Annotated in this window: 19 protein-coding genes; 4 read left to right on the top strand and 15 right to left on the bottom strand. The window is 72.1% G+C overall.

All coding sequences use genetic code 11. The features are described 5' to 3' along the window. Nucleotide 1 precedes the first annotated feature (1 nt). Nucleotides 2-187, bottom strand: coding sequence for an MbtH family NRPS accessory protein (locus ACFY6U_RS42725; protein WP_350782525.1), 186 nt, complete (start codon nucleotides 185-187; stop codon nucleotides 2-4). Between the two features lie 150 nt (nucleotides 188-337). Then, nucleotides 338-598: an acyl carrier protein gene (locus ACFY6U_RS42720; protein ID WP_350782523.1), complete on the bottom strand. Its 261-nt coding sequence runs from the start codon at nucleotides 596-598 to the stop codon at nucleotides 338-340. A 487-nt stretch (nucleotides 599-1,085) separates the two neighbouring features. Between ACFY6U_RS42720 and panD the strand changes: the two genes are divergently transcribed. Next, complete coding sequence (gene panD, locus ACFY6U_RS42715; RefSeq protein ID WP_390047201.1) at nucleotides 1,086-1,505, top strand: aspartate 1-decarboxylase; 420 nt, start codon at nucleotides 1,086-1,088, stop codon at nucleotides 1,503-1,505. Between the two features lie 178 nt (nucleotides 1,506-1,683). Here the strand turns inward: panD and mug are convergent, their stop codons facing one another. The 10 genes from mug to ACFY6U_RS42665 all read right to left on the bottom strand — a co-directional run bounded on the left by mug (nucleotide 1,684) and on the right by ACFY6U_RS42665 (nucleotide 12,223). After that, a complete protein-coding gene (gene mug / locus ACFY6U_RS42710) occupies nucleotides 1,684-2,172 on the bottom strand; it encodes a G/U mismatch-specific DNA glycosylase (protein WP_390047199.1) in 489 nt (162 codons plus the stop codon). Nucleotides 2,173-2,237: 65 nt separating this feature from the next. Then, entirely contained in the window at nucleotides 2,238-3,683 is a 1,446-nt protein-coding gene (gene purB / locus ACFY6U_RS42705; protein WP_390047197.1) for an adenylosuccinate lyase, read from the bottom strand. A gap of 73 nt (nucleotides 3,684-3,756) precedes the next feature. Further along, on the bottom strand, nucleotides 3,757-4,101 hold the full coding sequence (locus ACFY6U_RS42700) for a DUF4326 domain-containing protein (protein ID WP_390047195.1): 345 nt from the start codon (nucleotides 4,099-4,101) through the stop codon (nucleotides 3,757-3,759). 10 nt (nucleotides 4,102-4,111) lie between these two features. Next, complete coding sequence (locus ACFY6U_RS42695) at nucleotides 4,112-4,894, bottom strand: SGNH/GDSL hydrolase family protein (RefSeq protein WP_390047193.1); 783 nt, start codon at nucleotides 4,892-4,894, stop codon at nucleotides 4,112-4,114. A gap of 79 nt (nucleotides 4,895-4,973) precedes the next feature. Continuing rightward, a complete protein-coding gene (locus ACFY6U_RS42690; protein ID WP_390047191.1) occupies nucleotides 4,974-5,987 on the bottom strand; it encodes a hemolysin family protein in 1,014 nt (337 codons plus the stop codon). Beyond that, a complete protein-coding gene (locus ACFY6U_RS42685; RefSeq protein WP_390047189.1) occupies nucleotides 5,984-7,318 on the bottom strand; it encodes a hemolysin family protein in 1,335 nt (444 codons plus the stop codon). Before ACFY6U_RS42685 ends, ACFY6U_RS42690 begins: the two co-directional genes overlap by 4 nt. A gap of 154 nt (nucleotides 7,319-7,472) precedes the next feature. Then, nucleotides 7,473-7,907, bottom strand: coding sequence for a GNAT family N-acetyltransferase (locus ACFY6U_RS42680; protein WP_390047187.1), 435 nt, complete (start codon nucleotides 7,905-7,907; stop codon nucleotides 7,473-7,475). 44 nt (nucleotides 7,908-7,951) lie between these two features. Continuing rightward, nucleotides 7,952-8,806 carry a TIGR03621 family F420-dependent LLM class oxidoreductase gene (locus ACFY6U_RS42675; protein WP_390047477.1) on the bottom strand — a complete coding sequence of 285 codons (855 nt, stop codon included), beginning with the start codon at nucleotides 8,804-8,806 and terminating at the stop codon, nucleotides 7,952-7,954. A 56-nt stretch (nucleotides 8,807-8,862) separates the two neighbouring features. Continuing rightward, entirely contained in the window at nucleotides 8,863-11,430 is a 2,568-nt protein-coding gene (locus tag ACFY6U_RS42670; protein ID WP_390047185.1) for an ABC transporter permease, read from the bottom strand. A gap of 4 nt (nucleotides 11,431-11,434) precedes the next feature. After that, nucleotides 11,435-12,223 carry an ABC transporter ATP-binding protein gene (locus ACFY6U_RS42665; RefSeq protein ID WP_390047183.1) on the bottom strand — a complete coding sequence of 263 codons (789 nt, stop codon included), beginning with the start codon at nucleotides 12,221-12,223 and terminating at the stop codon, nucleotides 11,435-11,437. A gap of 153 nt (nucleotides 12,224-12,376) precedes the next feature. Between ACFY6U_RS42665 and ACFY6U_RS42660 the strand changes: the two genes are divergently transcribed. Together ACFY6U_RS42660 and ACFY6U_RS42655 are read left to right on the top strand one after the other, a co-directional pair. Continuing rightward, nucleotides 12,377-12,628: a toxin-antitoxin system HicB family antitoxin gene (locus ACFY6U_RS42660; RefSeq protein WP_390047181.1), complete on the top strand. Its 252-nt coding sequence runs from the start codon at nucleotides 12,377-12,379 to the stop codon at nucleotides 12,626-12,628. A 4-nt stretch (nucleotides 12,629-12,632) separates the two neighbouring features. Beyond that, nucleotides 12,633-13,007: a fic family toxin-antitoxin system, toxin component gene (locus ACFY6U_RS42655; RefSeq protein WP_390047179.1), complete on the top strand. Its 375-nt coding sequence runs from the start codon at nucleotides 12,633-12,635 to the stop codon at nucleotides 13,005-13,007. Between the two features lie 21 nt (nucleotides 13,008-13,028). On the opposite strand, the gene ACFY6U_RS42650 is transcribed toward ACFY6U_RS42655, so the two are convergent. Both ACFY6U_RS42650 and ACFY6U_RS42645 read right to left on the bottom strand, forming a co-directional pair. Beyond that, a complete protein-coding gene (locus ACFY6U_RS42650; RefSeq protein ID WP_390047177.1) occupies nucleotides 13,029-13,712 on the bottom strand; it encodes a class I SAM-dependent methyltransferase in 684 nt (227 codons plus the stop codon). A gap of 102 nt (nucleotides 13,713-13,814) precedes the next feature. Continuing rightward, nucleotides 13,815-14,501, bottom strand: coding sequence for an esterase/lipase family protein (locus ACFY6U_RS42645; protein WP_390047175.1), 687 nt, complete (start codon nucleotides 14,499-14,501; stop codon nucleotides 13,815-13,817). Between the two features lie 116 nt (nucleotides 14,502-14,617). Between ACFY6U_RS42645 and ACFY6U_RS42640 the strand changes: the two genes are divergently transcribed. Next, entirely contained in the window at nucleotides 14,618-16,795 is a 2,178-nt protein-coding gene (locus ACFY6U_RS42640) for a LuxR C-terminal-related transcriptional regulator (protein WP_390047173.1), read from the top strand. Between the two features lie 147 nt (nucleotides 16,796-16,942). On the opposite strand, the gene bioD is transcribed toward ACFY6U_RS42640, so the two are convergent. After that, entirely contained in the window at nucleotides 16,943-17,659 is a 717-nt protein-coding gene (gene bioD, locus ACFY6U_RS42635) for a dethiobiotin synthase (RefSeq protein WP_390047475.1), read from the bottom strand.

Genomic DNA, 17,659 nt, shown 5'->3' with positions numbered 1-17,659 from the left:
GTCACCGCGCCTGGCGGAGGCTGAGCGGCCGCATGTCGGTCCAGACCCGCTCGACGTGGTCGAGGCAGTCCTCCTTGGTGCCGGAGGTGCCCTCGTCGAACCACCCGTCGGGCAGGTCCCGTCCCTCGGGCCAGATCGAATACTGCTCCTCGCCGTTCACCACCACGCGATACGTCTGAGCCACCATGTCCTCACCTCTCGAAAAGTCATTGCGGACGTGCGATCGGACGACCGGCACCGTCACGGGCCGGCCCGGAGCCCGCCGTACCGGATCGGCCGGGCGGGTCCGCGTTGCAGAACGGGCTGGTCGAGCCGGAGCGGCCGACCGCCCGGGGCGCTACGAAGCCAGGCGGCGCACCGCCACGAGGGCGAGCGCGTCGGCGTTCCGCTCCCGGAACAGGTCGCGGACCGTGATCCGCACACCCAGCCGCGAGCTGATGAGGGACACCGCACGGGCGGCCGTCAGCGAGTCACCGCCGATGTCCAGGAACCCGCTGCCGGTGTCGGGCACCTCCGTCGCGCCCAGCACCTCCTGGAAGACCACGGCGATCTTCCCGGCGATCTCCTGGGCCTCCTGTGTCGTGATTTCCACCGTCACCCTCTGCTCCCTTCAAGGCCGAATCATTCGGGATTCCGAGATTCTGCGATGCGGTGATTCCGTGATTCCGCGGTATTGCGACCGAGGCCATTTCCATGCCCTCGACGCTTCCTCACTGTGACCGCGATACGGATGCCGGCTCCAGCCCCGCCCCCGCTCATCAACCTGCACGGCATGAAAGTGAGTGGGCGACATACGGCACCCGAGGGGCCGGTGGGAGACGCCCTGACCTGCGGGAAAAGGGTATGAGGGTGCATGCCCGGCCAGGTGGAGATCTTCCCGGAGTTGTCACGGAAATCCGCCTCTACCGAAACTGAATTTCTGCTGGAATGCTCGTTCACCGCCGCCCAGGATCCTCTGGAACGGGCTCACGTCGGTCATGCACGGGCCGATTCCCACGGCCGGTATCGAATTTCTCGTGCGCTCGCCCGGCGAGCCGCGGGAAAGCCGCGACAGCAGAAGGCGCCCACCCCGAAAGGCGACAGCCATGTTCCGAACCATGCTCAAGTCGAAGATCCACCGGGCCACGATCACCCAGTGCGATCTGAACTACGTCGGATCCCTGACCCTCGACGCCGACCTCATGGACGCCGCCGACCTGCTCCCCGGCGAGCTGATCCACCTCGTGGACATCAACAACGGCAGCCGGTTCGAGACCTACGTGATCGAGGGCCCCCGGGGCAGCGGCATCATCGGCGTCAACGGCGCCGCGGCCCGCCTCGTCCAGAACGGCGACCTCGTGATCATCATCGCCTACGCGGCGGTACCGGCCGCCGACGCGGCGAAGGTCGAGCCCAGGGTCGTCTTCGTCAACGAGCGCAACGAGATCATCGACGAGGGCACGGCCCTCAGCACAGCCCCTGGCGGCCACGGTCTGCTCGACGGCAGTGAGACGCACGCGGTCTGACCGAAGGCGGACACGGGTGACGGATGGTGAACAGGTACGACACCTCTTCACCATCCGTCACCGCACACGCCACCGGCGTCGTCGGCTCGGCCAGGGCGGCTCGGCCGGCGCGCTCGCCGTCGGCGTGGCTACCGGTAAGCCGGCCGGCGCCCCGGTGAGTAACTTCGCGGCCTTGAGGCTAGTCCTCCGCCGCCACCCGCAGCCGCCCGAACTCCTCCGCCATCGTCGCCGCCGTCCAGTGCGCGTTCAGCCCGCTGGGGTTCGGCAGCACCCACACGCGCGTGTCCCCGATCGTCCGCTCCTGCGGACCGACTTGGGCCCCGCGGTCGGCGAAGGCGGCCCGGTAGGCCGTGACGCCCACCACCGCCAGCCACCTCGGCCGGACCCGCGTCACCTTGGCCGTCAGCAGGCGCCCGCCCTCGGCGTACTCCTCGGCCGTCAGCTCGTCGGCCCGCGCGGTCGCCCGCGCCACCACGTTCGTGATGCCCAGCCCGTACGACAGCAACTCGCCCTGTTCCGCGGGCTTCAGCAGCCTCGGGGTGAAGCCGGACAGGTGCAGGACCGGCCAGAAGCGGTTGCCGGGCCGGGCGAAGTGGTGACCGGTGGCCGCCGTCATCAGGCCGGGGTTGATCCCGCAGAACAGGACGTGGAGGCCGTCCGCGAGCACGTCGGGGACGAGACGGTCGCGGGCGGCCTCCAGTTCCGCCGCGGTGAAGCGGGGGGAAGGGCCGGTCAGAGGATCGCTCCGGGGGTGTATCCGGCGGCCTCGGGGTGCTGCTTGACGATCTCCTCGATCCGGCCGACGACGACACCGACCTGGGCGGCGGCCGCGCCCGTGAAGGACAGCTTGTCGGCCATCAGGGCGGCGAGCTGCCCACGGTCCAGCGGCAGCCGTTCGTCGGCGGCGAGCTTGTCGAGCAGGTCGTTGCGCTCGGCACCCTGCTCGCGCATCGCGAGCGCAGTGGCGACGGCGTTCTCCTTGATCGCCTCGTGGGCGACCTCACGGCCGACACCCGCGCGCACCGCGCCCATCAGCACCTTGGTGGTGGCCAGGAAGGGCAGGTAGCGGTCCAGTTCCCGGGCGATGACGGCCGGGAAGGCGCCGAACTCGTCGAGGACCGTCAGGAACGTCTCCAGCAGACCGTCGAGCGCGAAGAAGGCGTCCGGCAGGGCCACCCGGCGCACCACCGAGCAGGACACGTCGCCCTCGTTCCACTGGTCGCCCGCCAGCTCGCCGGTCATCGAGGCGTAACCGCGCAGGATCACCATGAGGCCGTTGACGCGCTCGCAGGACCGCGTGTTCATCTTGTGCGGCATCGCCGAGGAGCCGACCTGGCCGGGCTTGAAGCCCTCGGTCACCAGCTCGTGCCCGGCCATCAGCCGGATCGTCTTGGCGAGGGAGGACGGGGCGGCGGCCAGCTGGACGAGCGCGGTCACGACCTCGTAGTCCAGCGAGCGCGGGTACACCTGGCCGACCGAGGTGAACGCCTGCGAGAAGCCGAGGTGCCCCGCGATCCGGTCCTCCAGCTCGGCCAGCTTGGCCGCGTCGCCGCCCAGCAGGTCCAGCATGTCCTGGGCCGTGCCCACCGGGCCCTTGATGCCGCGCAGCGGGTAACGGCCGAGGAGCTCCTCGACGCGGCCGTACGCCACCAGCAGCTCGTCGGCGGCGGTCGCGAAACGCTTGCCGAGGGTGGTGGCCTGTGCGGCCACGTTGTGCGAGCGGCCGGCCATGACCAGCTCGGCGTACTCGCCGGCCAGCCTGCCCAGGCGGGCCAGGACGGCCGTCGTACGGTCCCGCATCAGCTCGAGCGAGAGCCGGATCTGGAGCTGCTCGACGTTCTCCGTCAGGTCCCGGGACGTCATGCCCTTGTGCACGTGCTCGTGCCCGGCGAGGGCGTTGAACTCCTCGATCCGCGCCTTCACGTCGTGCCGGGTGACCTTCTCGCGCTCGGCGATGGAGGCCAGGTCGACGGTGTCGAGAACCCGCTCGTAGTCGGCGATCGCGGCATCAGGCACCTCGATCCCGAGGTCCTTCTGGGCCCGCAGCACGGCGAGCCAGAGCTGCCGCTCCAGCTTCACCTTCTGCTCGGGCGACCAGAGCGTGGCGAGCTCGGCGGAGGCGTAGCGTCCGGCGAGGACGTTCGGAATGCGGGGCTTGGCGGGCGCGGCTGAAGTCACGTGTACGGATTCTACTGGCGATTCCTGCAGGCCAGCGTCGCGGGCTCGCTCGTGTGAACGTACGAGAGCCGCGTCACCGCTCCGGGACGCCGGCCAGCTCCGCCAGCACGTCCGCGTGGCACGGCTCCGGCGCGCACCAGCAGGCCAGGGTCTGCCCGCGCAGTCCGGCCACCAGCTCCAGCAGCTCGGGCCGCTCCAGCAGGTACACCCGGTACATCGCCATCACCTCGGCCCGGGTGCCGTCCCGCTTCATCCTCGGGGTGTCGTACGCGAAGGGGTTGTACAGGGGGTGCCGGGGCAGGTCCCAGCCGCCCATGGTCCAGCGGCGGCCCACGTAGACGACGTCCGCGGGGGCGCGTTCCAGCCGGGGGCCGAACTCGTGGATCCGGCCCCTGACATTGATCACCCGGGTGGGCACGGGAGCGGCCTCACGCCTCGTACGGCAGCAGTTCCGGCCGCTTCGGCGCGCGGCCGTCGCCCGAGGAGCGGCCGGTCAGCCGGCGGCCTATCCACGGCAGCAGGTGCTGCCTGGTGAAGCGGGCGTCCGCGACCCGGCGCGCGACCCAGCCGGGCGGCGCCGTGGCCGGGATCGGTGTGCGCCACTCGGTGTCCTCGGGGTCGTAGCCGAGGGTCTGCCAGACCGCCTCGGCGACTCTGCGGTGCCCCTCGGCCGTCAGGTGCAGCCGGTCCACGTCCCACATCCGGGGGTCGGCCAGCGAGGGCGCGCCGTACAGGTCGACGACCAGGGCACCGTGCCGCTCGGCCAGTGCGTCGACGACGCCGAACAGCTCCTCCATGCGCGGCCGGAACCGCTCCAGGACCGGGCCCTGGCGGCCGGGGCTGCGCATCAGCACCAGCTGGTCGCAGGCCGGCGCCAGCCGCTCCACCGCCTCGGTGAGCAGGTCCTGGACCCGGACCATGTCGCACTTGGGGCGCAGCGTGTCGTTGAGGCCGCCGACCAGGGTGATCACGTCGGGCCGCATCGCGACCGCCCTGTCCACCTGCTCCTCGACGATCTGCCCGATCAGCTTGCCGCGCACCGCGAGGTTGGCGTAGCGGAAGCCGGGGGTGCGGGCGGCCATCCGGGCGGCGAGGACGTCCGCCCAGCCCCGGTAGGAGCCGTCGGACCGCAGGTCCGACATGCCCTCGGTGAAGGAGTCGCCGATCGCGACCAGACTGGAGTGTGCGGGAAGCACCGGGTTCTTCTGCATGGCGACAGAAATGGTATCCCGGGGCGCATACCCGTCGGTCGGTCACTCCCTCCGACGAGGACTCCTGCTCCGGTGAGGCCTACGCGTGCTGCCCGAACAGCTCCCGCAGCACGTCCTCCATGGTCACCAGCCCGGCCATCCGTCCGTCGTCGCCGAGGACGCCCGCCAGGTGGGTGCGGGTGCCGCGCATCGCGGTGAGCACGTCGTCCAGCGGTGTGCTCTCCCGCACCCGCGCGATCGGCCGCATGTCCCGCAGCCGGAACGCCTCGTCGTGGGGCGAGGCGTCCAGCGCGTCCTTGACGTGCAGATAGCCGACGATCCGCCGCCCCTCGTCCACCACCGGGAACCGGGAGAAGCCCGACTCCGCCGACAGCCGCTCCAGCTCCTCCGGGGTGACGCCCACGCGCGCGTAGACGACGCGTTCCAGCGGCACCACCACGTCCCGCACCGGCCTGCGGCCCAGCTCCAGGGCGTCGTGCAGCCGCTCCTGCGCCCGGTCGTCGATCAGGCCCGCCTCGCTGGCGTCCTTGACGATCTCGGCGAGCTCGGTGTCCGTGAAGGTCGCCGAGACCTCGTCCCTGGTCTCCACCCGGAGCAGCTTGAGCAGGCCGTTCGCGAAGGCGTTGATCGTGAAGATCACCGGGCGCAACGCCCGGGACAGGGCGACCAGGGGAGGGCCGAGGAGCAGCGCGCTGCGCACCGGCTCGGCCAGCGCCACGTTCTTCGGCACCATCTCGCCCAGCAGCATGTGCAGGTAGGTCGCGAGGGACAGAGCGATCACGAAGGACACGACATGGCCCGCGCTCGTGGGCACGCCGACCGCGTGGAACACCGGCTCCAGGAGATGCGCGATCGCCGGCTCCGCGACCACGCCCAGCACCAGCGTGCACAGCGTGATGCCGAGCTGGGCGGCGGCCAGGAGTGCGGACACGTGCTCCAAGCCCCACAGCACGCTCCTGGCCCGCCGGTCGCCCGCCTCCGCGTGCGGCTCGATCTGGGAGCGGCGCACGGAGATCAGCGCGAACTCGGCGCCCACGAAGAAGGCGTTCACGACCAGCGTCGCGAAACCGATCAGCAGCTGTACGGCGGTCACCGCCGCCCCTCCTGCCCCGTCTCGTCGTCGAGCGGCGCGTGCAGCAGCACCCGGGCCGCCCGCCTCCCCGACGCGTCCACCACGTCGAGCCGCCACCCGGCGACCTCGACGCTGTCCCCGGTCTCCGGTATCCGGCCCAGCTCGGCCGCGACCAGCCCGGCCAGCGTCTCGTACGGCCCCTCGGGCACCCGGAGCCCCACGCGCGCGAGCTGGTCCATACGGGCCGCACCGTCCGCCGAGTAGAGCGCGCGGCCCGCCGTGTCGGCGCCTGCGGGGGCCAGATCGGGCGTCTCGTGCGGGTCGTGCTCGTCGCGAACCTCGCCGACGACCTCCTCGACGATGTCCTCCAGGGTGGCGACCCCGGCCGTACCGCCGTACTCGTCGATGACGACGGCCATGGTGCGCCGGCCGCCGAGGCGGTCCAGGAGACGGTCGACGGTGAGGGACTCGGGGACCAGCAGCGGCTCGCGCATCATCTGGGCGACCCGGACCCGGGCCCGCTCCTCGGCGGGCATGGCCAGGACGTCCTTGATGTGGGCGGTGCCGACCACCGAGTCCAGGCTGTCCCGGTAGACCGGGAAGCGGGACAGGCCGGTCGCCCGGGTCGCGTTCGCCACGTCCTCGCAGGTCGCCCGGACCTCCAGGGCGACGACCTGGACGCGCGGGGTCATCACGTTCTCGGCGGTGAGATCGGCGAGGTTGAGCGTGCGCACGAACAGCTCGGCGGTGTCCGGCTCCAGCGCGCCCTGCTTGGCGGAGTGCCGGGCCAGCGCGGCCAGCTCCTGGGGCCCGCGGGCGGAGGCCAGCTCCTCGGCGGGCTCGATGCCCAGACGCCGTACGAGGCGGTTCGCCGTGTTGTTCAGATGCGTGATGAACGGCCGGAAGGCCCCGCTGAACCAGCGCTGGGCGTTGCCCACCCGCTTGGCCACGGCCAGCGGCGAGGAGATCGCCCAGTTCTTGGGCACCAGCTCGCCGACGACCATCAGGAACACCGTGGACAGCGCGGTGCCGATCACCAGCGCGAGCGAGCTCGCCGCCGACGCCCCGATGCCGACCGCCTCCAGCGGGCCGGCCAGCAGCTTGGCGATCGAGGGTTCGGCGAGCATGCCGACCACCAGGTTGGTGACCGTGATGCCGAGCTGTGCCCCCGACAGCTGGAACGTCAGGTTCCGTACGGCCTTGAGGGCACCTGCCGCCCCGCGCTCGCCGCGCTGCACGGCACGCTCCAGCTCGCCGCGCTCGACCGTGGTCAGCGAGAACTCGGCCGCGACGAAGGCACCGCAGGCGAGCGACAGCAGGATCGCCACCAGCAGGAGGAGCACTTCGGTCATCGGGTCACCTCCGTCCCATGGTCGGACAGGGCGGTCGGGACCGCGCGGCATTGCCGACGGACAGGACTGGGAGGCTCGCCCATGGGGGGACGCTCACACACCTTTCATCGAGGAACGGCGACTCCCCCAATAGTAAAGGATCGGCAAAGTAGTCTCAGTGGTCGCCGTCCACGACCGGCTTCACCCATCGCCGCCACTGCTCCTGGGGCTCATACCCCGCGGCCCGCCAGGCATGGTGCGCGGTCTCGTTGCGCACCAGGACCATCGCGTCCGCACGCCGCCCGCCCAGCCGTGCGAAGCGTTCCTCGGCAGCGGTCAGCAGGGCCGAGCCGATGCCCCGGCGACGCCGCTGCGGATGCACGGCCAGCCGGTAGAGATGACAGCGCCAGCCGTCGAAGCCCGCGATCACCGTGCCGACGAGTGCACCGTCCAGTTCGGCGAGGAGCAGGGCCCCGGGGTCGGTGGCGAGGAGGCGGTCCACGCCGCCACGGTCGTCGCTGATGCTGGTGCCCTCGGCCGCCGTCTTCCAGAAGGCGAGCACGGGGTCCAGGTCGGCGGGCCCGGCGGCCCGTATGCGCAGGTCGGTCATGCGGCGATCCCATCACGACCGCCAATGCCCACCGGGCATTTCCACTATGCGGACAGCTCCGTGAGCACCGGGGCGAAGGCTTCCATGGACGGCTCCAGGACGGTCAGATACGAGAACCCGTACCGGTCGCGCAGCCCCCGCACCCGCCCGGCGACCTCCTCCAGCGTGCCGACGAGGATCGTGGGCAGGGCGAGGGCCTGCTCCAGGGTCAGCTCGGGGCGCCGCTCCAGCAGCGGACCGAGCGCGGCCGCCGGGTCGTCGGTGACCGCCACGATCTGGATGAGCAGGTTCCGTTCGGCGGCCTCGGCCCGGTTCGCCGCCAGCTCCTCGTAGCGGGCCACCCGTTCGTCGAGTTCCCCGGCCGTGACCGGATCCAGACGGCCCTCCGTGTTCCCCGGCACCAGGCGGGCCCCGGCGAAGGCCGCGACGTCCGCGTGCTCGGCCGTCAGGCGCAGCATCCGGTCGCCGTTGCCGCCGATCAGCAGCGGCACCCCGGCCCCGTCCGACTTCAGCAACTCCTCGACCGTGCGCCGCAGATGGTCCACCCGCTCACGCGGCGAGCCGAACGGCAGCCCGGCCCGGTCGTGCTCCGCCTGCACGTAGCCGGTGCCGAGCCCGAGTTCGAGACGGCCGTCGGTGAGGTCGGCGGTCGTCGCCACCTCACGGGCCAGCAGCACGGGGTTCCAGAAGCCCGCGTTGAGCACGAACGTGCCGAGCCGCGGCCGTACGGTCGCCTCGGCCGCCGCGACCAGCGCCGGGAAGGGGGCCGGCATGCCGAGGTGGTCGGGGACGAGGACGACGTCGTACCCGAGTTCCTCGGCACGCCTGCACTTGGCGCGCCATTCGCCGGCCGAGGCGGGCGTGAGCAGGTTGACCCCGAAGCGGAACGGGCGTGGCATCAGCATCAACTCTCCTCAGCAGTGGGCGACTTCAACCACGCTTGCGGTGACCTGAGTCATTCGTGCGCGATCGCCGCCAGCACGTTCATGCGCGATGCGCGCAACGCCGGCAGCAGCGCGGCCACGATGCCCACCACGGCCGAGCCGATCACGACCGCGACGATCGTGCCCCACGGGACGGCGAGGGCCTTCATGCCCTGGAGAGCCAGGACCTGCTGGGTGCACACACCCCACACCAGGCCGAGCGCGAGCCCCAGCACGGCGCCGAACACCGCGATCACCACCGATTCCAGCCGGATCATCCGGCGCAGCTGCCGCCGGGCCAGCCCGATCGCGCGCAGCAGCCCGATCTCCCGGGTGCGCTCCACGACCGACAGGGCCAGGGTGTTGACCACCCCGAGCACCGCGATCACGATCGCGAGCCCGAGCAGCGCGTACACGAGGTAGAGCAGCACGGCGATCTGGTCGTGCACCAGTTTCTTGTAGTCGGCCTGGTCGCGGACCTGCACCTGCGGGTACGGCGCCAGCGTCTTCTCCAGCCGCGAGCGCAACTGGTCGGCGCTGGTGCCCGGGGCACGGTTGACGTACAGCGACGAGTCCTGGCCGCCGGGGACGTACTTCTCCACGGTGGCGATGCCGAAGAACAGCCCGCCCTGCGTGCCGAAGCCGCTGCCGCTGTCCTGGTCGGTGAGCGCGCCCACCTTCATCTCGGCCCGCTTCCCGCCCTGGAACTCGACCGGGAGCACACTGCCGAGGCGCACCTTGTGGTCCTCGGCGAAGGTGACGTCCATGCCGAGGCTTCCCGCGGCCAGCGCGGCCGCGGTGTCGCCGCCCTTGTAGGCGACATGGGCGACCTCGTCGACCTGGGAGTCGTACCCGGCGGCCGTCGTGGTGACCCGCTTGCCGTCCGGCAGCCGCACCGCCACCGGCGCGAACCGCTGCCGTACGACGAGCCCCACGCCCTCCGTACCGCGTACCTTGTCGGTGATCTCCTGGGTGAACGGCAGGAAGTTGCTGTTCTGGACGACGAAGTCGGCGCCCAGCGTCTTGTCGATCTGCTGGTCGAAGGACTTGGACATGGAGGCGCTGGCCACCGACATCCCGCCGACCAGGGCGAGCCCCACCATCAGCGCGGCGGCGGTGGCGCCGGTACGGCGCGGGTTGCGCAGGGCGTTGCGCTGGCTCATCCGGCCGACCGAGCCGAAGAGGGCGGGGAAGGCCGCGCCCAGGACCCGGATCACCGGACGGACCAGCAGCGGGCCCGCGATGACCGTCGCGATCAGGGTCAGGACGACGCCGAGGCCCAGCAGCGAGGCGGCGGAGGCGGTCTTCGTGGCCGCCGCGCAGCCGGCCAGGGCCGCCGCCCCGCTCGCACCGACGACTGTGCCCACGATCGCCCGCACCTTCAACGGCTTGCCGATCCCGGCGATCTCGGCGTCCGCGAGTGCGGCCATCGGGGACACGGTGGCCGCGCGCCGCGCGGGCAGATACGCGGCGACGAAGGTGACGCCGACCCCCACGACGTACGCGGCGACCGGCGTGCCCCAGCCGATGACCATCTCGGTGGCCTTGAGGTTCATCCCGAACGCGCTCATCAGCTTGATCAGCCCGAACGCCAGCCCGACCCCGGCGCCCAGGCCGAGCGTCGAGCCGACCAGCCCGAGCAGCACCGCCTCGGTGAGCACGGACCGCCGCACCTGCCGCCGGTCGGCGCCCAGGGCGCGCAGCAGCCCCAGTTCACGGGTGCGCTGGGCGATCAGCATGGAGAAGGTGTTGACGATGAGGAAGACGCCCACCAGGGTGGCGATCCCGGCGAATCCCAGCATCACGTACTTGATGACGTCGAGGAAGCCGCCGAGGTCCGCGGCCGACGACTTCGCCTGCTCGTCGGCGGTCTTCAGGTCGTACGTCCCGGTCCCGATGGCCGCGCCGACACGGCTCTTGAGCTGGGCGTCCGTCACCCCCCGCGCCGCGTCCACCGAGATGCTGGTGGCCCGGCCGGTGGCGCCCAGCAGTTCCTTCGCGGCCACGGCCGGGTCGAGGAAGACCAGGGCGGCGCCCGGGTTGGTGGTGGTGAACGTGGCGATGCCGACGATCTCGACCTGGAAGGTGCCGGGCTGGGCCTGCACGGTCAGCGTGTCGCCGATGCGCACGTGCTTCTTGTCGGCGGTGTCCGCGTCGAGCAACGCCTGGCCGGCGCCCTGCGGGGCGTGGCCCGAGGTGAGCTTCACCGGGCTGCGGTGGGTGAGGTACCAGTCCGTGGCGATGGTCGGGGCTCCGGTGGTCGGGCCGACCGACTTGTTGTGGCTGTCGACCACCACGATGTTCTGCACGGAGACGTCCGCGTGGGTGCCCGCGACTCCGGCGACCTTCGCCACCTCGCCCGCCAGCGCGGCCGGCACGGTCTGGACGGCACCGGTCGGCAGCGACGACTTGAGGTCCTGCTTCGGCTCCACCGTCACGTCGGCGGAGGTGGAGGCGAACAGCCGGTCGAAGGTGCGGGTGACGGTGTCGGAGAAGATCAGGCTGCCCGCGACGAACGCCACGGACAGGACGATGGCCAGCGCGGACAGCATCAGCCGTCCCTTGTGCGCGAGGAAGCTGCGCAGGGTTGCCTTGAGCACCGGGTCAGTCCTCCTCGGGCCCCGAAGACCCGCGTCCCACGTCGAAACGCTTCATCCGTTCCAGTACGGCGTCCGCCGTCGGCCCCGCCATCCGGTCCACGATCCGGCCGTCCGCGAGGAAGAGGACCAGGTCGGAGTGGGCGGCCGCGCCCGGGTCGTGCGTCACCATGACGACCGTCTGGCCGAGCTGGTCGACCGCCTCCCGCAGGAAGCCCAGCACCTCGAGACCCGCCCGTGAGTCCAGGTTCCCGGTCGGCTCGTCGGCGAAGATCAGCTCCGGGCGGGAGGCCAGCGCCCGCGCGCAGGCCACGCGCTGCTGCTGGCCGCCGGAGAGCTGGGCGGGCCGGTGCTTGAGGCGGTCCCGCAGCCCGAGCGTGTCGATGACCTGGTCCAGCCACTTCCCGTCGGGCTTCTTGCCCGCGATGTCCATGGGCAGGGTGATGTTCTCGGCGGCGTTCAGGGTCGGGATCAGGTTGAACGACTGGAACATGAAACCGATCCGGTCCCGGCGCAGCCGCGTCAGCTCGCGCTCCCTGAGGCCCGTTATCTCGGTACCGCCGAGCCAGACCTGACCGGCCGACACGGTGTCCAGCCCCGCCAGACAGTGCATCAACGTGGACTTGCCGGAGCCCGACGGCCCCATGACCGCGGTGAAGCGGCCGCGCGCGATGTCCACGTCCACCGAGTCGAGTGCGAGCACCGCCGTCTCACCCGCGCCGTACGCCTTGGTCAGTCCGCGGGCCCGGGCCGCGACCCCGTCGGCAGCGGGCGCCTCCGCAGCTGCTGTGGACAAGACTGCCTCCCCGTTGCACACGACGGTCGTCCGACCTCTTCTTCCGGCCTCTTTGTCCGGGTCGAGCGTAGTGTGAGCCGTCCCACAGCCGATATCACTTTTCGATTCCGATGCGCGCTGGCATTGCTAGCGCATCCGCGCTAGCTTCGACATATGGCGAAGACCCAGCTGAACGTGCGAGTGGACGAGGGCACCGCCAAGGCGGCCCGGGAACGCGCTCTCGCGCGCGGTGTGAGCGTCAACCGCTACATAGAGGAGCTGGTCATGCAGGACACGGGTGAGGCCGGCCGTACGTTCGTCGAGGCCGCCGCCGATTTCATGAAGCAGTACGAGTCCGTCTTCGCCGAGGAGTTCGGCGAGACGCAGGCCACCGACACGTCTGACAAGACCGAAGGCCGTCACTGATCCCTTGAGCGACCTGACGATCGACCTCGCCTGGCTCCTCATGCTCGCCGAACAGAAGACGCCCGGTGATCCGCAGGTCACCGACTGGGGTGCGCTGATCGCGGCCGTCGCCAGGCACCGGGCCGAGATATTCGACGTCCCCGTCTACGACACCCCGCAGGCCCGCGCCGCCGCCCTGCTCCAGCTGCTGATCCACGTCCCGGCCCTGGAGCGCTCGAACGCGCTGTTCGCGTCCTCGGTCGCATACGCCTACCTGGTCGCCAGCGGCCTCAAGGTCGTCACCTCGCCCGAGCAGGTCCGCGACCTGGCCCGGCTGGTCAAGAACGGCGAGGCGAACGTCGCCGACATCGCCGAGGAGCTGCGCCGCTGGAGCCTGTGACCGGTCCGGCGGAGCCCGCGCTCAGGCTTCCGGGGGCTTGCGGGCGACGCCCAGCGCGCAGTACGAGGAGGGCAGCCGCGGACCGTGCTCCGGCAGGAACACCCGGCGGTAGGGGCCGAGTTCGAACCCGGCCGCGCGCAGCTCGGCGACCGGCTCCCGGGACAGATGGCAGCCACCGCTCAGCAGCGGCCACACCGTCCGGTCCAGGGCACGCTGGGTGAACCGCATCGCCGGGCCACCGCCCGCGCCGTGCTCGAAGAACCGCAGCTCACCGCCCGGCCGCAGTACCCGCCGTACCTCCGCGAGCGCCCGCTGCACATCCCGGACACTGCACAGCACCAGCGAGAACACCGCCGCGTCGAAGGCCTCGCTCTTCACCGGCAGCGCCTCCGCCACGCCCGGCACCACGTCCACCGGGACGTCGGCGCGCACGGCGGCCTCCGCCGCCAACTGCCGCAGGGTGCGCTCCGGTTCGATCGCCACCACCTCCGCGACCGAACCGGGGTACCGGGCGAAGTTGAGCCCGTTGCCCGCGCCGACCTCGATCACCCGCCCGGACAGTCCGGAGAGCAGCCGCTCCCGGATCGCCGCCATGCCGAGACCGGTCTCGGCGGTGACGCTGCAGCGGGCGTAGAAACGCGCGAACAGCGGATGGTGGACGGGATCCCGCACCGGTGTCCCGGCGCCGGCGGACATCAGCCGCATGACGACCTCCAGACCTTCGGGTCTCCAGACCTCCGGACGGAAGCAGGTCTACGGTGATTGTCCCCCGTTACGGCCCGTCGCACCCCCGCTGCCGCGGACGGCTCAGCCGATGAAGTCGCGCACCTGCTCGTAGACGCCGTAGTCGTCGTTCATGTCGGTGTGCGAGACGCAGCCGACGTCGACGTTGGTCGCCCCGCTCAGCTCCGCCGAGGTGTCCGGGTCGATCGCCGCGTCGCAGTCCGACCAGTACGCCGCGTACGAGACGCTGCCGGGCGTCTCGTCACCGGAGTTCAGGGCGGTCAGGAAGGAGCTGCCGGTCGTCATCTCCTTGCAGGAGGTGTACAGCCACCCGCACAGCGAGGCGACGCTGGTCCCGTGGTTCACCCCGGCGACCGACACGAAGTGGTCCACGTACGAGGTCCCGCCGAGGTTCTTGAGGTAGTAGCGGCTGTTGAGCGCACCCATGGAGTGCACCACCAGGTCGACCTTCGAGGCACCGGTCTTGGAGAGCACGGACTGGATGTACGTCGACAGCGTCGAGGCCGTGGTGACGTTCGACTTCGTCCAGTCGTACGAGATCGCGTACAGCTCGGAGGACGAGTAGCCGTCCGCCTCGAAGTCCGCGATCCAGTCGTTCCAGCTGCTGGAGTCGCTGCTCAGACCGTGCACGAACACGATCGGGACGTGGCTCGCCGCCTGCGCGGTGCCGGTGGTCAGGGGGAGGGACAGAAGGAGCGAACCGGCTATCGCCGACAGAGCGGTTGCGATGCGACGCTTGGCGCGTTGCATGATGCCTCCTGAAACGGGTGGGGTTGTTCAGGAGTGTCGGGACGGGTCTACGCGCGCCGCATCGGTGAAGTCGCCAGTCTTTACGAATCAACTAACTCGCCAGTAACGTCGTTGGTGTGGTGATACCGGTGAATCCCCCACACCTTGACCGCACTTCGCCACCGCAGCCGACCGACGCGGGGCCATGCCCGGCTTCGGGGCTTCCCGAGGGTGTCCGCGTCCGGGTGACACGAGTCGTATACGAGGACCAGCGCGCCGTGGCCGAACTCGTGCCGCGTCTCACCGAACGGCAGGCCGCCGGCACCGACCCGCTGCCGGTCGAACCGGCCGAACTGGCACCGGGGTTGCTCCACGCCCTGCGCCGGGAGATCCGCGCCCTGCCCGACGAGACCCGGCTGCTGTTGCTGCTCGCCGCCGCCGACCAGTACCCGGTCGCCACCCACGCCTTCCTGCGGGCGGTCACCGCCGGCCGCCTCGACACCCGCCCACTGGAGACCGCAGAGGCTGCCGGGGTCGCCCACGCCAGTGCCGGCGGGGTGTTCTTCCGCGATGCCTGGACCCGGATCGCGGCCTACGAGACCGGCTCACCGGCCGACCGGCGCGCAGCCCACCTGCTGCTCGCCCGGGTGCTCGGCGGCAAGGGCGAGACGACCCGCCGCTCCTGGCACCGGGGCGCCGCCGCCCTCGGCCCGAGCGCCCGGCTCGCGGCGGAACTGCGCACGGCCGCCGACCGGGCCCGCTCCGAAGGGCGCCCCGCCCTGGCCCGCGCCCTCGCCGAGCGCGCCGCCGACCTCTGCCCCGACCCGGTCGAGGAGGCCCGGCTGCTCGCCCTGGCCGCCGCCGACGCTTGGCGCTCCGGAGAGCCTGACCGGGCGAGACGGCTCGCCGCCCGTACGGACGACTCCGCCCTCAACGGCGTCCTCGCCCTCAGGGCCGGCAACGCCGCCGAGGCCTTCGACGCCCTGCTCACCGCCGCCGTCCGGCAGGAACGTTCCGCTGATGCCGTCGAACTCCTCGCCCTCGCCACCGAGGCCGCCGTCTACACCGGCGACCTCAGACGCTGCCGCGAGGCGCACGTCCTCGCCCAGTGGCTGGACCTCCCGCCGTCCGGCGTCCTCGCCGCGCTCGCCTGCGCCGTCGAAGGCCGCTACGCCGACGCCCGTGTCCTCCTCAAGGGCGCCGCGGGCCGCTGCGGGCCCGGCGGCGCCCCCGACCGGTTGATCCACTCCGGCATCGCCGCGCTGATGCTCGGCGACCACACCCGCACCGTCACCGCCACCCTCCGGGCCGCCGCCTCCGCCCGGGCGCGCGGCATCCCCGGGACGGTCGCCCAGGCCATGGAGTTCCGCGCCTACGCCGACTTCTGGTCCGGCCGCCCCCGCGCCGCCGAGGCCGCCGCCCAGGAGGCGCTGCGCCAGGCCCACGCCACCGGGCAGGACAACGGGGCCTGCCACCTCCAGGCCGCGCTCGCCATGTTCGCCGCCGTCACCGGCGACGAGGCGCTCTGCCGCGAGCGCGCGGCGGCCGCCCGCGCGCACGCCCTGACCCACGGACTGGGCCTGCCCGCAGCCCTCGCCCAATGGGCGCTCGCCTTTCTCGACCTGGCGGGCGGCCGCTTCCCTTCGGCGGCCGCCCGGCTGCGCGCCCTCGCCGGCTTCGGGCCCGGACACGGCCACCGGGCCATCCGGCACCTGGCCACCCCGCACTACGTCGAGGCCGCCGTCCGCACCGGTGACACCCGGGTCGCCCGCGTAGCGCACGCCGACTACCACCGCTGGGCCACCGCCGTCCGCAGCCCCGACGACCTCGCGCTCAGCGCCCGCTGCCGGGCCCTGCTGGCGCCCGGCGCCGAGGCGGTCCAGCACTACCGGGCCGCACTGGACCTGCACGCCCGGGGCACCCGCGACTTCGAACGCGCCCGCACCGAGCTGCTGTTCGGCGGTGCGCTGCGCCGGCTGCGGCAGCGCACCGAGGCCAGGGACCGGCTGCACAGCGCCCTGGAGGCCTTCGAGTCCTTCGGCGCTCCGCACTGCGCCGCCCAGGCCCGCGTCGAACTCCGCGCCCTGGGTACGGCGTTGACACCTGCCACCGGTGCGCCCGACCCGGCCGCCGTACTCACCGCCCAGCAGCTGATGGTCGCCCGGATGGCGGCCGAGGGCGCCACGAACCGCGAGATCGCGGACCGTCTCAACCTCAGCCCCCGCACCATCGACCACCATCTGCGGGGCGTCTTCGCCCGCTTGGGCATCCGATCCCGGATCGAACTGGTACGGCTGCTCGGCGAGCCGTCCTAGCCGTCGATCGGGTGCGGCTGTGTGGGGGCTGGTCACGCAGTTCTCCGCGCCCCTTCTGGGGCGCCGGTGGAGCGCCCCTTCAGGGGCGCGGGGAACTGCGCGACCAGCCACGATGGCGCCGCACCCGGCCGACGGCCTGCCGGGGCACTACGGCGCTTCCCGCCCCCGGAACGTCTCCGCGTCCCAGGTGCCGTCCAGCCGGGCCGACAGCCAATTCGGCGCCGCCGCACGGAAGTCGGCGGGTGCGAGGGCTCCGGCGCCGGCAGGCAGCGCGCCCAGCAGGGGTGCCCCGGCCACCTCCGGCAGGTCCGCGACGTTGCACCGCGAGGCCAGATCGGGGGAGTTCGGCCAGCTGCCGATCACCACACCCAGCAACTCCAGCTCACTCCGGCGTAGTTCACGGGCCGTCAGCTCCGTGGTGTTCAACGTGCCCAGCCCGGCCGACGCCACCACCAGCACCGGCGCGTTCAGCAGCCGGGCCGCGTCCGCCAGGGTGCCGCCCGCCGCGTCGAACCGGACGAGCAGGCCGCCCGCGCCCTCGACCAGCACCAGTTCGTGCTCGGTGGCCAGCTTGGCGGCGGCCTCGGCCACGTCCTGCGGCCGCACGGGGGGCACCCCCGCCCTGCGGGCCGCCGTGCCCGGCGCCAACGGCTCGGGGAACCTGGCCACTTCGGCCGCCGTCACGGCACCCGCGAGGCGCGCGACCTCGTCGGCGTCCCCGCGCTCGTCGGGTCGTACCCCCGTCTGCGCGGCCTTCAGGACCGCCACCGAGCGGCCGGCCGCGAGCGCGGCGGCGGCGACCGCGGCCGTGGTGACCGTCTTGCCGACCTCCGTGCCCGTCCCCGTGATCACCAGGATCGGCAT

Origin of the sequence: Streptomyces sp. NPDC013157 (assembly GCF_042899865.1) — a bacterium.
Taxonomy (GTDB): domain Bacteria; phylum Actinomycetota; class Actinomycetes; order Streptomycetales; family Streptomycetaceae; genus Streptomyces.
Note: the sequence above shows the minus strand (reverse complement) of the source record. Positions and strands in the feature narration are given on the sequence as shown.

Coding starts and splice junctions, on each gene's coding strand:
- ACFY6U_RS42695 (WP_390047193.1), bottom strand. CDS start 4,894: ATGCAGAAGAACCCGGTGCTTCCCGCACACTCCAGTCTGGTCGCGATC.
- ACFY6U_RS42725 (WP_350782525.1), bottom strand. CDS start 187: ATGGTGGCTCAGACGTATCGCGTGGTGGTGAACGGCGAGGAGCAGTAT.
- ACFY6U_RS42650 (WP_390047177.1), bottom strand. CDS start 13,712: ATGCGGCTGATGTCCGCCGGCGCCGGGACACCGGTGCGGGATCCCGTC.
- panD (WP_390047201.1), top strand. CDS start 1,086: ATGTTCCGAACCATGCTCAAGTCGAAGATCCACCGGGCCACGATCACC.
- ACFY6U_RS42660 (WP_390047181.1), top strand. CDS start 12,377: ATGGCGAAGACCCAGCTGAACGTGCGAGTGGACGAGGGCACCGCCAAG.
- ACFY6U_RS42675 (WP_390047477.1), bottom strand. CDS start 8,806: ATGCCACGCCCGTTCCGCTTCGGGGTCAACCTGCTCACGCCCGCCTCG.
- ACFY6U_RS42685 (WP_390047189.1), bottom strand. CDS start 7,318: ATGACCGAAGTGCTCCTCCTGCTGGTGGCGATCCTGCTGTCGCTCGCC.
- ACFY6U_RS42680 (WP_390047187.1), bottom strand. CDS start 7,907: ATGACCGACCTGCGCATACGGGCCGCCGGGCCCGCCGACCTGGACCCC.
- bioD (WP_390047475.1), bottom strand. CDS start 17,659: ATGCCGATCCTGGTGATCACGGGGACGGGCACGGAGGTCGGCAAGACG.
- ACFY6U_RS42645 (WP_390047175.1), bottom strand. CDS start 14,501: ATGCAACGCGCCAAGCGTCGCATCGCAACCGCTCTGTCGGCGATAGCC.